The following is a 16,042-nucleotide window of genomic DNA, read 5'->3' on the forward strand; positions in this document are numbered from 1 at the left end:
GCCGCATTTTGGAAAATTCCAATTGCTTCCCAAGCAAACATTTCACCAACAGATCTTCCTACTTCAGTTTTAGAAACTGCTCCATAAATAGGATTTCCATTTACACCTATTTTAGTAACTTCATTTTTCAGTGTTCCAAAGTTTCCAGAAATATCATATTTAAATTTGTGATGATGATTGCTATAAGATGCTGTAAATTCTACCCCTGAGTTTTTCATTGCGCCCGCATTTGTTGTCACACTTGCAGGAAATGCTCCTGTTGAATATGGAAGCGGAACTCCTAATAACAAATCGTTTGATTTCTTGATGAAATATTCTGCTGTAAACTGTAAATCGTTGTTTAAGAAACCTAATTCAATACCAACATTTGAGTTTGTAGATTTTTCCCATTTTACATTTGGGTCAAGTGCTGCTACTACAGTAGTTCCAGGAGCAAGCTCATTATTAAAATCATAACCTGCAAAACTGTTTACTGTTGAAGCAAAGAAATATTGAGAAATAGTATTATTACCTAAAGTACCATAACCACCTCTTAGTTTAATATTGCTTATCCATTCTGGTAATGTCCAGAATTTTTCGTTACTAAGTTTCCATCCTCCTGAAAAAGAGTAAAAGTTTGCTGAATTATTTTTTTCACTAAAAAGAGACGTTTTGTCTTGTCTAAAGTTAGCTTGCACTAAATATCTATCATCATAAGAGTAGTTTAGTCTACTGATATACGATATTCCTGTAATTGTAAATTTATACTCAGAAGCGTTTCTAGAATCTGCATATTGAAGCATCGGAATTTCATTTGGAGTAAAACCAACACCTCTCATATTATATCTGTGATAATCTCTTTTTTCTTGAATCCAACCTGCAAGAGCATCAATTTTATGCTTGCCTAAAGTAACTTCATATGTTAATAAATTATTCAAGAATGTTCTTAGCTCATTACCAGTTTCAACATCCAAAGATGCTTCATCATTTGTTGTAACATAATACCATCCTAAATCACTTGGCGGAATAAATTTTCTGTTTTCCCAGTCCGTTCTATCATAACTTACATCCAATTTATACTTAAGACCTTTTACAATTTCAATTTCTCCCCAAGCATCTCCAATAAAACGGTTTCTTTTTCCATTATTAGTAATTAGATTGTTGTATCCTATTGGGTTCATAGAAATAGCTCTCTGAGTTAAGTTGTCTGTACCACCATAACCTCCAAGTCTATTTGCATCGTAAACTGGCATAGTTGGAATAGCTCCTAAAATGTCACTTACAACAGTCTGACCTGCATTATACTCATTAAAAATTTCTTTATCAGATTGTGTGTAAGCTATTTTTGCACCATATTTAAATTTCCCTTTTTTCCCATTTAAATTTAAATTCGTTGATAATCTCTCATAGTCCTGAGGCGTTTTAATGTAACTTGTATTTTTAAAATAGTCAACATTAAAACTATATGCAATACTTTCTGCTCCTCCAGTTAATGTCAAAGCTTGATTTTGCACAACACCTGTCTGAAAAGATTCTTTCTGCCAATCTGTATTTACATTTGAAATATAAGATGGGCTATTAGGATCATTTCCTGGAGCGATACTTACAGGAACGCCTGCTCTAATATCTCTATTTCTCTCAGCCTCGCTAGTAATTTTTTGGTAACCCTCGCGATCTGTAACATCCCATTTTTTAGCAACATTTTGAAGACCAACAATAGACTTGAATTTAATATCCATTTTGCCTTGTCTTCCTTTTTTAGTCGTAATAATTACAACACCATTTGCACCACGCACACCATAAATAGCAGCAGAAGAGGCATCTTTTAAAACCTGCATCGATTCTATTTCTCCTGGAGCAAAATCATAAGGTGAATCGACCATAATTCCGTCGATTACAAAAAGCGGATTGTTGTTACTGAATGAAGTTATACCTCTAATCTTCACATTTACAAAACCTCCTGGTTCTCCTGAAGATTGTACCGTAACACCTGGAACTTGTCCTTGAAGCATTTTTGCAGCATCATAAGTAACGACCTTTTTAGCCGATTCTAAATTAACGACACTTACAGAACCTGTTAAGTCAGATTTCTTTTGAGTTCCGTAACCAATAACAACTACTTCATTCAGTTTATTGGTATCTTCACCTAAAGCTATATCAATTTTAGATTGACTTCCTACGGCTATTTCTTTGTTTTGAAATCCTATAAATGAAAAAACTAAAACATCGGTTGGAGATGCTTTAATCGAATACTCTCCATCAAATCCAGTTGTAGTAACTGTTTTGGTTCCTTTTATTAAAATGTTAACACCCGGCAAAGGAAGGTTGTCTTGCGCCGATGTTACAACTCCTGTTATCGTTTTGCCTTGAGCAGACATTTGATTAACAGAAAATAATAGCATTAATACTGCTAAAATCCAATTTGTTTTTGGCAATAGAAAATTGCAATACAAAAGTAATTTTTGTTTTGTAATCATAATGGTTTAGTTAAGATTGGTTAGTGGTTTAGTTAATAAGTGTTAATCTTACATTTGTAAATTTAACTAAAAAAAAACCACGTAAACAAATTAATATCACAAAAAAACAGCCTAAAAAAAACACATATCGTAAATTAAGTGTTGAATTAACATTTAAAAAATCAAAGTTTTTTCAAAAAAACAGCTGTTTTATTGATTTTAATTGTGTAAAAAATACACTTTTAATGAAAAAGTCGTTTTTTAAGCAAAAAAAGAGGCAAATGAAAAAAAGTATAAATAATCTGTTTTTTAATACTTTGAATTCAAAAAAAAGAATATTTTGTAAGTAAAAGATTGTTTATTTTAGCGGGTTTCTAATTAAACAGAACCTATTTTTGAAAAAAACTATCCTTGACTGTCCTGTTTTTTTCTTAAAAAAATCTTAAAAAATAGATTTGTATGTTATTTTTATGTGAAAAGTAATTTTTTTAAGGCTACATTTGAGTAGTTAATTATGTAAGTGTAAAATCTACATTAATAAATTATGATACGTTTTAAGAAGTTCATATATTTACCCATCCAAATTAATTATATATGCTAAATAGTTATAGCTCTGCTGATAAAGTTTTACTGGCAGTAGACTGCATCATTTTCGGATTCGATAATGATGGTCTGAAAATCCTTTTGATTCAAAGAGATTTTGAGCCTGAAAAAGGAAAATGGTCCTTAATTGGTGGGTTTCTAAAACGAGATGAAGTTTTAGACGCTGCCGCAACTAGAATCTTAAATACCTATACAGGTCTTAACGATATTTATATGGAACAGCTGTATGCTTACAGCGAAATAGATCGTGACCCAGTAGAACGAACCATTTCGGTTTCTTATTTTGCTTTAATTAATATCGAAAACCATAATGCAGAATTGATTCAGAATTATCATGCAGAATGGTTTCCTATTAATGATGCACCAAACTTAATTTTTGACCACAACGAAATGGTCGAAAATGCAATAAAGAGACTTCGCTACAAAACTTCTATCAAACCTATTGGTTTCGAATTGCTTCCGGAGAAATTTACAATGCGCCAGCTTTTAGAATTGTACGAAGCTATTTTGAGCAAAGAATTAGACAAAAGAAATTTCATTAGTAAAATAAACTCTTTGGAAATCTTAAATAAATTAGAAGAAAAAGACATGCAGTCTTCTCGAAAAGGTTCTTATTTATATACTTTCAACAAAGAAAAATACGAAGAGAAACTACTCAATAATTTTGTATTGAATTTATAAACTTTATTTATTCTCTCGCAGATTTAGGAGATTTGGCTGATTTAATAAAAAAATCCCGTGCATCTGCTAAATCTGCGGGAGAAATTTATAGCGAATTACGCAATATAAGAGCAGATCTATTTTCGATCTGCTCTTTTGTTCCTTTCAAAACCATATCGGCCAAAATTTTTCCCATCACTTCAAAATTGGTTGAAATTGTAGTAATTCCGTTTGCTGCTATTTTCTTCAATGGAGTTTCATTATACGATATAATTCCAAAATCTTCACCTAGCTTTAAGTTTCTATTAATCGCATTTTCTATTACCAAAAGTAAATCGCGATCATGCGGAATAATATATAAATCTCCTAAAGCAATAGACTGATTGCTAAAATCTGAAATAATTGCATAATCGAAACCAAACTCTTTACAAAACGATTCAAAACCCAATTTCATTCCCGGAGGCTCTCTAAAACCAGGGAAAATTAAAATTAGTTTCTTGTATTTTGATAATCTTGATTTGCCTTTCATCAAACCTTCGTAAATATCTTTTTGGTGATTTTGGTAAATCGCAGGAAACATTTTCAAATCCGAATTGGTCTGATCCAAAATAATTACGTCGCTTACTGGTAGGGTTTTTATAGAATCTACGACATCGTTTAAGTTTGTCGGCATAATAATATATTTTGTATAATTTCTATTGCTATCATTTATCAGCTTTTTGAAAACCTGAACATTAAAATGATGAAAGAAAATATCGACCTGAACATTTTTTCCAATGTTTTTTAAAAACGAATTATAAATATCTTCTTTAAAAATATTCAATTCATCAAAAAGTAAAAAAACCTTCTGAGTTATAGTGATTTCAACACTTTTAACGTAATATCCCTTTCCTGGAATGGCGTAAATAATACCTCTTTTCTTCAATTCGTCATACGCCAGCAAGACCGTATCTCGAGATAAAGAGAAAGCCAAACAGACTTTATTTACCGACGGAAGCCTATCTCCTTTAATTAAATTTCCCTCTTCAATCGCTTTTTCGATTGAAAGAATAATCTGCTTATATTTTGGCAGACCAATGTTATTTTGGATTGAAATAATGTTCATAATAAAAGTCATTTTGACTATAAAGATTAAAAACTGGTAGGTACTGGTATGCAAAAATAATAAATGTTTCTATTTTTGGATTTCATTTTTGGTAAAAATTATATGGAAATAAAACACATATCGCATTTAAAGGAGACTCACAATTGCAAATTGTTTGGTTTAATGCCCAATAAAGAAGAAATTTATTCTTTTGATCTGGTTAATAAAAACGGAATGAAAGTTCAAGTCATCAATTATGGTGCAACGGTAACTTCGATCCAAATTCCAGTAAATGGAAAACTGGTAGATGTTGTTTTAGGCTTTGACAATCTAGAAGCATATTTAGAATCTTATAATTTACCAAGCGCTCCTTATTTTGGAACTACAGTTGGCCGTTACGCGGGTCGTATTCATAATGCGACTTTTAGCCTTGCTGATAAAAAATTTCAGCTAGACGGAAACAATAATGGCAACACACTTCACGGAGGAGTTATGGGATTTGGAAGAAAAGCTTGGAGTGTTGTTAATGCAACTTCTGGTGAAAATCCATCAATTACTTTTGGTCTTTTGAGCGAACATTTAGACGAAAATTTTCCTGGAGAAATGACCGTTTATTTAACGTATACTTTAACTGAAGAAAATGAATTGAAGTTAGAATACAAAGCAACTTCAACAGAAGACACAGTTATCAATTTAACGCATCACAGTTATTTTAACCTTGATGGACATGACGGAAATGTTTTAGAACAGCAAATGTTTATTAAATCGGCTAAAATGCTAGAAACTAATGCAGACAATATTCCAACTGGAAACTTTACCGATTTAACCAATCATGATTTTGATTTTAGAAATCCAAAAAGCTGTCCGTTTCCTATTGACAACTCTTTTGTAGTAAATTCTAAAACAGAAATCGTTGGACAATTAATCAGCTTAAAAAATAAACTGAGAATGAATGTCTACACCGATCAACCAAGTGTACATATATATGTAGGCGGAAATTGTTTTGGAAAACTAAAAGGAAAAGAAAATGTGGATTATCATGCACAAAGCGGAATTTGTTTCGAAACTCAAAATTTCCCAGATGCTCCAAATCAGGCTCACTTTCCGAATGCAGTTTTGAAAAAAGGCGAAGAATACACGCAAAAAACACTTTACAAATTTGAAAATTTAAACTAATACAATTCCAAAAACCACAATACACTAACTATATAATGAATGATATTTTAATACAGAATACCGTTGCTTTTTTTGAGAAATCTTTTGGATCTTCTCCTCAAAAAACGGTACTTTCTCCTGGTAGAATCAACATCATAGGAGAGCATATTGACTACAATGATGGGTATGTTTTACCTGCTGCAATTGACAAAGTAATTTGTTTTGCTTTTGAAAAAAACAATACCAAAACTTCTAAAATAATTGCTATCGATTTGAATGAAGAATTTGAAATCGATTTGACTCAAGAAGTAAAGCTAAGTGATGTAGTTTGGACTAATTACATTCGTGGCGTAATTAAACAATTGCAAGATAATGGATTTTCTTTTGACGGTTTCAATTGCGTTTTCAGCAGTAATATTCCAGTTGGTTCTGGATTGTCTTCTTCGGCAGCTTTAGAATGCGGGATGATTTTCGGAATCAAATCTCTTTTTGATTTAAAAATTGAGAAAAAAGACATTTCGTTATTAGGACAAAAAGCAGAACATTGGGTTGGAATCAACTGCGGAATTATGGATCAATTTTCGAGCGTTCACGGCCTTGAAAATAAAGTAATTCAATTAGATTGCAACAATTTAGATTTTGAATATCACAATGCCGACTTCAAAGATTATTCTCTAATTTTATTTGATTCTAATGTAAAACATTCTCTTTTTACATCAGAATACAACACTAGAAGAATCGAGTGCGAAGAAGGTTTATCGATTATAAAAAGCCATTTTCCAGAAGTAAAAAGTTTTAGAGATGCGACCGAAGAGCAGGTTTTAAGTCTTAAAGATAAAATGACCGAAAAAGTATTTTCAAGAGTTCATTTTGTTGTAAAAGAAATCAATCGCGTTATCAAAGCCTGTAAAGCCTTAGACGAAGGAAATATCGAACTTTTAGGCGAATTGCTTTTTGAAACGCATTATGGTTTATCTCAAGAATATGAGGTAAGTTGCGAAGAATTAGACATGCTTGTAGATACAGCAAAAGAAGACGATGCCATCGTTGGTTCTAGACTAATGGGAGGTGGTTTTGGAGGCTGTACTATCAATTTAGTTAAAAAAGGAAATGAAAATGAGGTTAAGCGTAAGTTCTCTAAACTTTATTTAGATACATTTGGAATTGAATTAAAATTCTATGATGTAAAAATCTCTAACGGAACAACGCTACTTTAAAACCACACACTGTACAATGAAAAATTTTGACATTAACGAAGATCCGCACAGACGCTTCAACCCATTAATTAACGAATGGGTCTTGGTTTCACCTCATCGTGCGAAACGCCCTTGGCAGGGACAAAATGAAACTATTTCAACCGAAGAACTTCCTAAATACGACCCAACTTGCTATTTGTGTCCAGGAAATGTTCGTGCCAACGGAATGAATAACCCGCAATACGAAAGCAGTTTTGTTTTTGAAAATGATTTTGCCGCAATGAAGCAGGACGAAATTATTTTTGAGGAAGATATTAAACATACATTCTTTAAAGCAAAACCAGAACAGGGAATTTCTAGAGTAGTCTGCTTCTCACCAAGACACGATTTGACTTTGCCAGAAATGGAAATTGCTGATATTGAAAATATAATCAGAACTTGGCAGAAAGAATATACCGATTTAGGAAATATTAAATTCATTAACCATGTTCAGATTTTTGAAAACAAAGGAAGCGTTATGGGTTGCAGCAACCCGCATCCACACGGTCAGATTTGGGCACAATCGTCTCTTCCTACTCAGGTTGAAAAAACACAGAACAGCTTAAAATTATACTACGACAAAAATCAAAAAACATTATTAGAAGATTATGTCAAAGCTGAACTAAAAGCTGGTGATCGTATCGTAATCGAGAATGACCATTTTGTTGCATTGGTTCCTTTCTGGGCAATTTGGCCATACGAAACCATGATTATCAGCAAAAGAGCTGTAAACAAAATCACCAATTTTACAGCTGACGAAAGTACCGCTTTCGCGAAAATCTTAAAGCAACTTACAACGAAGTATGACAATTTATTTAATACTTCATTTCCATATTCTTCAGGAATTCACCAATCTCCAACAGATGGTTTAATTCACCCAGAATGGCATTTCCACATGCATTTCTACCCGCCATTGTTAAGATCGGCAACTGTAAAGAAATTCATGGTTGGATATGAAATGTTAGGCGAATCGCAACGTGATATTACACCTGAAAAAAGTGCTGAAATTTTAAGACAGCTTTCAGATGTACATTATAAAAGTTTGGTAAAAGCCTAACGGTTTAGTGTTGTAATAAAGCCAAAAAATAAAAATTTAACACAATTACCCATGAATAAATGTAAAAAACACATTTGCTAATGGTTGATTTTTAAATTTTTATTTTACATTTGGCTTCTGCTTTTATTTTCGCAAAAAAATAACAGAAATAAAACACATCTTGCATTTTTAACAAGATTTAACAACATAAAAACTGATTTAAAACCACATAAACAAACAACCCTATAAATAATTATTTAAAATACTACTAACAATGAACCAAAACCTCGCTTTCGCAGACTATGCGGTTTTTATTATCTACTTTATCGTAGTCTCGGTCTACGGTTACACAGTTTACCGTAAACGTAAACAAGACGAACAAGATGCTAAAGCTTACTTTTTGGCTGAAGGAAATTTAACATGGTGGGCAATTGGAGCTTCTCTTATTGCTTCTAATATCTCTGCAGAACAGTTCATCGGAATGAGCGGTGAAGGTTTCTTTTTAGGAATCGCTGTTGCTGCTTACGAATGGCTTGCTGCTATTGCACTTATTATTGTTGCTGTATGGTTTATTCCTGTATATCTTAAAAACAAGATCTACACGATGCCGCAATTCTTAAAAACACGTTACAACGAATCTACTGCTTTGATTATGGCAGTTTTCTGGTTGTTCTTGTATGTTTTTGTAAACTTAACTTCTATTTTATATTTAGGAGCTGTTGCTATTAACGGTCTTGCTGGAGGTCAATATCTTCACGCAATCATGATCGGATTAGCTGTATTTGCATTATTTATTTCTCTTGGAGGAATGAAAGTTGTAGCTTATACAGACGTAATTCAAGTTGCTGTATTAATCATTGGAGGTTTAGTAACTTCTTATATTGCTCTTACAACTGTTGGACAATATTTTGGCGTTGGTGAAAATGCAATTGCTGGGTTTAAAGTTTTAATGAAAGAAGCGCCGGAGCATTTCAAAATGATTATTCCAAAACCAACTGCTGCATCTTCACAGATTGAAATCGATAAATATTTAACTTTCCCAGGATTGTTATCTTACGCTGCTGGTATCTGGATCATCAACTTAAACTACTGGGGATGTAACCAATACATTACACAAAGAGCACTTGGAGCAGATTTACAAACAGCTCGTACAGGAATTTTATTTGCTGGTATGTTAAAATTATTAATGCCACTTATCGTAATGCTTCCTGGTATTGCTGCTTACGTTTTATACACAAACGGACATTTGCCTCAATTGGTTGGAGGAAAAGATGGAGCTTATTCTGCTGTATTAACTTTCCTTCCAACAGGATTAAAAGGACTTTCTGTTGCGGCTTTAACAGCTGCGATCGTAGCTTCTTTGGCTGGAAAAGTAAATAGTATTTCTACAATCTACACATTAGACGTTCACAAAAAATACATCCAAAAAGATGCTGGCGAAAAACAACAAGTAAACATTGGACGTCTTGCCGTTTTTGCTGCCATGCTTTTAGCTGTTTTATTTACATGGAATGACGTTTTAGGAATTGGTGGCGTTGGAGGATTTACATACATCCAAAAATATACTGGATTCATCAGCCCTGGAGTTTTTGCTATGTTCTTCTTAGGTATGTTCTGGAAAAGAACTACTGGAACAGCTGCAATCGTGGGAGTAATTCTAGGATTCTTATTATCTGTTTTATTCAACGAATACGCTCCAGCTTTATTTGGAAACGATACACTTTTATACACAGCATACTCTAATGGAAAAGGAGCTTTTGAAATTCCGTTCCACATCTGTATGGGATTATCATTCTTATTTACAATGATTGCCATGATTCTAATAAGTTTCGCTGGACCAAAAGTAAACCCTAAAGCATTCGAGACAGAACCTGGAATGTTTAAAGTTAAACCGCAAACAACAGTCTTAATCGTAATTACATTATTGATTATTGTTGCGCTTTATGTTAAGTTCTGGTAATAAATTATCAGTTCTATTCTCTCTATTTTTACAGCTGTTGTTTGTCATGAACAACAGCTGTAAATTTTTTAAAGTATATTCATTGAATAAAAAATATAGCTACAGATTAGAAAGATTAATGGATTAGATTGTCAGGCTGAGCGAAGTCGAAGCCCACGTCCAATTGGAGCGCCCTTCGACTCCGCTCAGGGTGACAAACTAAAGCGAATCCTTTTAATCTGTGGCAAAAAAACAAACTGAATTTCAAATTATAATATATTAACATCATGCAGTTATCATTAACCCAAAAAATCATTATCGTTACTGGAGGCGCAAAAGGAATTGGTTTAGGAATCGTTAAGGTTTTAGCCGAAGAAAATGCCATTCCGTTTATCGTTGGACGTAACGAAAATGACAATATCAAAGCCGTAGAAGAATTAAAAGCCATTGGAAAAGAAGCGCACCAAGTTGCCGCCGATTTAACAAAACCAGAAGACTGCAAAAAAGCCGTTGAAGCCGTAATCGAAAAATTCGGTCGCATTGACGGACTTGTAAACAATGCCGGAGTTAATGATGGCGTTGGATTAGAAAACGGAAATTATGAAGATTTCGCTGCTTCTCTTCACAAAAATTTAGTGCATTATTATTTAATGGCACAATACGCTCTTCCGTATCTTAAAGTATCAAAAGGAGCAATTGTAAACATTGGTTCTAAAACTGCCGAAACGGGTCAAGGCGGAACCTCAGCCTACGCTGCTTCAAACGGAGGTAGAAACGCTTTAACCAGAGAATGGGCAGTTGAATTGCTAAAATATAGCATTCGTGTAAACGCCGTAATCGTGGCTGAATGTTACACGCCGCTTTACGAAACCTGGATCAATACTTTTGAAAATAAAGAAGAAAAACTAGCGGCAATCACCAAAAATATTCCACTAGAAAACAGAATGACAACTGCAGAAGAAATTGCAAATATGGTAGTTTTCCTTCTTTCTGAAAAATCAAGCCATACCACAGGACAGATTATTTATGTTGATGGTGGTTATACCCATTTAGATAGATCTATTTAAAATATTTTTTTGCCACATATTATAAGGATTAGAATGATTTTTACATCCATTTTGTCAGGCTGAGCGAAGTCGAAGCCCACGCCCAATTGGAACGCCCTTCGACTTCGCTCAGGGTGACAAACTAAAGGGAATCCTTTTTAATCCTTATAATCTGTGGCAAAACTAACCTTCGCATTATTCTTAAAATCTGAAGGGGTAATTCCTTTAACCTTTTTGAAGAGTTTATTAAAATTAGAAGCCGTTTTATAACCACATTCATACGCAATCTCAGACATACTTTTGTCGGTTTCCAATAACAATTTACAAGCATTCGAAATTCTGATTTCGTGCAGATAATCCACAAAATTTTTCTTTGTTTTAATTCTGAACATTCTGCAGAAAGAAGTACGTGTCATATTTGCGACAGTGGCAATTTCTTCTAAGGAAATATTCTTTTTGTAATTTTTATTTACATATTGAAAAACCTCCGAAAGACGATCTACTTTCGAATCCTTCTGCATCAAAGAATAAATCTCGTCATTGATATAAATCGTATCCTGACTTTCTGAAAGAATAGACAAAATCTCAAAAAGTCCAACAATAACTTCGAAGTCTTTTTTCGAAACTAATTTCTCCAGTTTTTTTGCAATCTGTTTATTCGTTTTTCCGATAATCGAAATTCCCTTTCCAGCCTGAAAAAAAAGCTCGTTGATTTTCTGAGTTTCTTTTAATTCGTAAAAAGTCGGTCCAAAAATATCTTTATGAAAATATACAACAATCGAATTGGCTTTTAAATCTTCAATTCCCTGATAATATTTTTCATCATTTAACCAAACATGCGGAATATCAGAACCTAAAAAAACCATATCGCCAGGTGCAAACGGCATAACTGAATTTCCAATAATTCGCTTGCCGAAACTCTCTTTTACATACACCAATTCCAATTCTGGATGCGAATGAAAGGGCGCTTGAAAAAAAGGTTCAATCCGATTCAGCACCGAAACTTTCGTGTTGAGATAAGACGCTATTTTGGTTTGTTCCAATTTCATTCTGCAAAGATAATAAAAGATTACATAAGGATAATATTAGACTAATTTTGAATATCCAAAATGGCTACTTTTATTTTCGGCAAACTGTCTAATTTTTAGTGGGAATAAAGTCTTTAACTTCCTCTAAATTTAGAAAGCTGTCACACAAAAAAAGAAAAAAAACAACAACACAATGTCTGAGAATAACACAAAAAAACTGGTTGTAAAACTGCATCCAGACGATAATGTATTGGTTGCCTTAACCGATCTTCAAAAAGGCGAAACCATTCATTTTGAAAACGAAACTTACGTTTTACAAGACCTCATCAAAGCCAAACATAAATTCTACATGCAGGACATGAAGCAGGGAGAAGAAGTGAATATGTACGGAGTTTTGGTTGGAAAAGTACAAAACGATGTGGCAAAAGGAAGTTTAATGACGACTGAAAATCTTAAACATGCCGCAGATCCGTACGCTTACAGAAATGCTTCTTACGAATGGAATGCGCCTGATGTTTCAAAATTCGAAAACAGAACTTTTAAAGGTTATAAAAGAAAAGACGGACGCGTTGGAACGGCAAATTACTGGCTTTTTGTTCCAACTGTTTTTTGTGAAAACAGAAATCTTGACGTAATCAAAGAAGCCTTACACAAACAATTAGGTTATGCTGTAACGGACAAATACAACCAATTTACACATGAATTACTGGAAGGTTATTTGAACGGAAATGACATTAACGATATCAATATTGAATTAAATCCGACTCCAAAAAACAAACGTGTTTTTGAAAATGTAGACGGAATTAAATTCTTAAACCACCAAGGCGGTTGCGGTGGAACGCGTCAGGACGCTTCTACTTTGAGCGCTTTATTGGCTTCTTACGCCAATCATCCGAACGTTGGCGGAATTACGCTTTTAAGTTTAGGATGCCAGCATTTGCAAGTTCAGGATTTTGTAAATGACGTAAAAAGACAAAATCCAGATTTCGACAAACCGTTGTTTATTTTTGAACAACAACAGACAGAAAGCGAAGAAGTTCTGATTACAAATGCTATCAAAAAAACGTTTGAAGGTTTGATCGAAATCAACCAATATGAAAGAACTGATGCGCCTTTAAGCGATTTATGTATTGGTGTAAAATGTGGCGGAAGCGATGGTTTCAGCGGTGTTTCTGCAAATCCTGCAGTGGGTTATACTTCTGATTTAGTGGTAGCTTTAGGCGGAAAAATTCTTTTGGCTGAATTCCCGGAATTATGTGGCGCAGAGCAAAATTTAATTGACAGATGCGTTACCGAAGATAAAGCTAAAAAATTCATCGATTTAATGGAATCTTATGATGAATTGGCGCATAAAGTAGGTTCAGGCTTTCACATGAATCCTTCACCAGGAAATATCAAAGATGGATTAATTACAGACGCAATCAAAAGTGCAGGAGCGGCCAAAAAAGGCGGAACTTCTCCCGTTGTTGATGTTTTAGATTATACCGAATTGGTTACAAAACCAGGTTTAAGTTTGGTATGTACACCAGGAAATGACGTTGAAGCGACAACTGGAAAAGCAGCTTCTGGCGCCACTTTAATTTTGTTTACGACAGGTTTAGGAACGCCGACAGGAAATCCAGTTTGTCCCGTAATTAAAGTAGCAACAAACTCTCTTCTAGCAACAAGAATGAAAGATATTATCGATATTGACTGCGGACCGATCATTAGTGGCGAAAAATCTATTGAAGAAATGGGCGAGGAAATTTTAGAATATTGCATCAAAGCGGCAAGCGGCGAAATTATTCCGAAAGCAGTTCAATTAAACCAAGACGATTTTATTCCGTGGAAACGTGGCGTATCTTTATAAAAGACTATTAAAAACAACTCATAAAAATTTATATCAAATGTTTTCATTACAAAATAAAAAAGCAATTATCACTGGCGGTGGAAGCGGAATTGGAAGAGCGATTTCGGTTTTATTTGCTAAACAAGGTGCTGAAGTTCACATTTTAGAATTGACGGAAGAAAGCGCAAAAGAAACGGTTGAAGAAATAAAATCGGCTGGCGGAAATGTTTTTGCTCATGCTTGCGACGTTTCGAACCACGAACAAGTTAATTCGACTTTCGAGAAAATCGGAAATATTAATATTCTGGTAAACAACGCGGGAATTGCTCACGTTGGAAAAGTAGACACAACTTCTGAATCTGATTTTGACAGAATCATGAATGTAAATGTAAAAGGGGTTTACAACTGTCTTCACGCTTCAATTCCTGCATTGAGAAGTTCTGGCGGAGGTGTAATTTTGAACTTGGCTTCGATTGCTTGCTGGGTTGGAATTCCGGATCGTTTTGCTTATTCTACAGCTAAAGGAGCGGTTATGGCCATGACTTTATCGGTTGCTAAAGATTATTTGAACGATAAAATCAGATGTAATTCTATTTCTCCTGCGAGAGTTCACACGCCTTTCGTTGATGGATTTATTTCTAAAAATTATCCTGGAAAAGAAGAAGAAATCTTCGAAAAATTATCTCAATCACAACCAATCGGCCGTATGGGAAAACCAGATGAAATCGCGACTTTAGCATTATTCTTATGCAGCGACGAATCATCTTTCATCACAGGTTCAGATTACCCAATTGATGGCGGATTTATTAAATTAAACAACTAAAAATTATTTAGCCACAGATTTAAAAGATTAAAAGGATTTAAAAAAATCTGCTAGATCTGCTAAATCTGCGAGCAAAAAAATAAAGCCTCAGATTTAAAGGATTAAAAAGATTTTTATTTCCTGCTTTTGTCAGGCTGAGCGAAGTCGAAGCCCACGTCCAATTGGAACGCCCTTCGACTTCGCTCAGGGTGACAATCTAAAAGAAATCATTTTAATCCTTTTAATCTGTGGCAAAAAACACATTACTAAAAAAATTAAAATATGAAACTTATTAGATTCGGAGAAAAAGGAAAGGAAAAACCAGGAGTTTTACTAAATGAAAAAAGATACGATGTTTCGTCTATTGTAACAGATTACAACGAAGCTTTTTTTGAAAATGATGGTTTAGCGAAATTAGAAGAAGCCTTAAAAAATAATCCAGCATTGCCAGAAGTTAGCGATTCAGTACGTTTAGGTTCGCCTGTTGCGCGTCCGTCAAAAATTATCTGCATCGGATTAAATTATGTGGATCACTGCGAAGAAACTGGCGCTGCAATTCCAGAAGAACCAATTATTTTCTTCAAATCTACAACTTCTTTATGCGGACCAAATGATAATTTAATTATCCCAAAAAACAGCGAAAAAACAGATTGGGAAGTAGAATTGGCTTTTGTTGTAGGTAAAAAAGCAAGCTACGTTTCCGAAGAAGATGCACCAAACTATATCGCTGGATACTGCCTTTTGAATGACTATAGCGAAAGAGCATTCCAAATCGAACGCGGCGGACAATGGGCAAAAGGAAAAGGTTCTGACACCTTCGCTCCTCTTGGACCAATTATGGCAACTCCAGACGAAGTTAGCGATGTAAATAACCTAAAAATGTGGTTGACTGTAAACGGAAAAACGTTCCAAAACAGTAATACTTCAAACTTGATTTTTAAAATTCCTTTCTTGGTTCATTATTTAAGCCAATTTATGACCTTGCTTCCTGGCGATGTAATCAGCACAGGAACGCCTCCGGGAGTTGGATTAGGAATTAAGCCAGATCCAATCTACATTAAAGCAGGTGACGTAATCGAATTAGGAATTGAAGGTTTAGGTACAAGCAAGCAAACTGCCGTAGCTTACCAACAAAACTAAAATTATGACAACACAAAAATTCTATCTTGCTTTAGACTTAAAAGATGATGC

12 protein-coding genes are annotated in these 16,042 nt (G+C 34.1%); 9 read left to right on the plus strand and 3 right to left on the minus strand.

Going from position 1 to position 16,042, the window contains the following annotated elements; genetic code table 11:
* Positions 1 to 2,456, minus strand: a 2,456-nt coding sequence (locus tag B3J44_RS12575; protein WP_286968721.1) for a SusC/RagA family TonB-linked outer membrane protein, incomplete at its 3' end; no start/stop codon positions are given.
* Positions 2,457 to 3,029: 573 nt separating this feature from the next.
* Between B3J44_RS12575 and B3J44_RS12580 the strand changes: the two genes are divergently transcribed.
* Positions 3,030 to 3,719 (plus strand): NUDIX hydrolase, encoded by a 690-nt coding sequence (locus B3J44_RS12580; protein WP_198854979.1) that lies wholly within the window; start codon positions 3,030 to 3,032, stop codon positions 3,717 to 3,719.
* Positions 3,720 to 3,804: 85 nt separating this feature from the next.
* Here the strand turns inward: B3J44_RS12580 and B3J44_RS12585 are convergent, their stop codons facing one another.
* Positions 3,805 to 4,803 (minus strand): GntR family transcriptional regulator, encoded by a 999-nt coding sequence (locus tag B3J44_RS12585; RefSeq protein ID WP_286968722.1) that lies wholly within the window; start codon positions 4,801 to 4,803, stop codon positions 3,805 to 3,807.
* A gap of 102 nt (positions 4,804 to 4,905) precedes the next feature.
* Here B3J44_RS12585 and B3J44_RS12590 point away from each other — a divergent pair, with 102 nt between their 5' ends.
* The 5 genes from B3J44_RS12590 (at position 4,906) to B3J44_RS12610 (ending at position 11,214) form a co-directional block, all read left to right on the plus strand.
* Positions 4,906 to 5,958 carry an aldose epimerase family protein gene (locus tag B3J44_RS12590; RefSeq protein WP_286968723.1) on the plus strand — a complete coding sequence of 351 codons (1,053 nt, stop codon included), beginning with the start codon at positions 4,906 to 4,908 and terminating at the stop codon, positions 5,956 to 5,958.
* Between the two features lie 35 nt (positions 5,959 to 5,993).
* The gene (gene galK, locus B3J44_RS12595) at positions 5,994 to 7,154 is read left to right on the plus strand and encodes a galactokinase (RefSeq protein ID WP_286968724.1); all 1,161 of its coding nucleotides are present in this window, start codon (positions 5,994 to 5,996) and stop codon (positions 7,152 to 7,154) included.
* A 16-nt stretch (positions 7,155 to 7,170) separates the two neighbouring features.
* Positions 7,171 to 8,229, plus strand: coding sequence for a UDP-glucose--hexose-1-phosphate uridylyltransferase (locus tag B3J44_RS12600; RefSeq protein WP_286968725.1), 1,059 nt, complete (start codon positions 7,171 to 7,173; stop codon positions 8,227 to 8,229).
* Positions 8,230 to 8,482: 253 nt separating this feature from the next.
* Complete coding sequence (locus tag B3J44_RS12605) at positions 8,483 to 10,168, plus strand: sodium/sugar symporter (protein ID WP_198854984.1); 1,686 nt, start codon at positions 8,483 to 8,485, stop codon at positions 10,166 to 10,168.
* A gap of 266 nt (positions 10,169 to 10,434) precedes the next feature.
* Positions 10,435 to 11,214, plus strand: coding sequence for an SDR family oxidoreductase (locus tag B3J44_RS12610; protein ID WP_286968726.1), 780 nt, complete (start codon positions 10,435 to 10,437; stop codon positions 11,212 to 11,214).
* 137 nt (positions 11,215 to 11,351) lie between these two features.
* Here B3J44_RS12610 and B3J44_RS12615 read toward each other — a convergent pair whose 3' ends face one another.
* Positions 11,352 to 12,242 (minus strand): AraC family transcriptional regulator, encoded by an 891-nt coding sequence (locus B3J44_RS12615; RefSeq protein WP_286968728.1) that lies wholly within the window; start codon positions 12,240 to 12,242, stop codon positions 11,352 to 11,354.
* A 172-nt stretch (positions 12,243 to 12,414) separates the two neighbouring features.
* Here B3J44_RS12615 and B3J44_RS12620 point away from each other — a divergent pair, with 172 nt between their 5' ends.
* From B3J44_RS12620 to B3J44_RS12630, 3 genes are all read left to right on the plus strand, one after another.
* Positions 12,415 to 14,070 carry a UxaA family hydrolase gene (locus B3J44_RS12620; protein ID WP_286968729.1) on the plus strand — a complete coding sequence of 552 codons (1,656 nt, stop codon included), beginning with the start codon at positions 12,415 to 12,417 and terminating at the stop codon, positions 14,068 to 14,070.
* 37 nt (positions 14,071 to 14,107) lie between these two features.
* A complete protein-coding gene (locus tag B3J44_RS12625; protein ID WP_286968730.1) occupies positions 14,108 to 14,872 on the plus strand; it encodes an SDR family NAD(P)-dependent oxidoreductase in 765 nt (254 codons plus the stop codon).
* A gap of 261 nt (positions 14,873 to 15,133) precedes the next feature.
* Positions 15,134 to 15,991: a fumarylacetoacetate hydrolase family protein gene (locus tag B3J44_RS12630; protein ID WP_286968731.1), complete on the plus strand. Its 858-nt coding sequence runs from the start codon at positions 15,134 to 15,136 to the stop codon at positions 15,989 to 15,991.
* The last annotated feature ends 51 nt before the right edge of the window (positions 15,992 to 16,042 follow it).

Source organism: Flavobacterium sp. UBA4854 (assembly GCF_002399805.1).
Taxonomy (GTDB): Bacteria; Bacteroidota; Bacteroidia; order Flavobacteriales; family Flavobacteriaceae; genus Flavobacterium; species Flavobacterium ginsengisoli.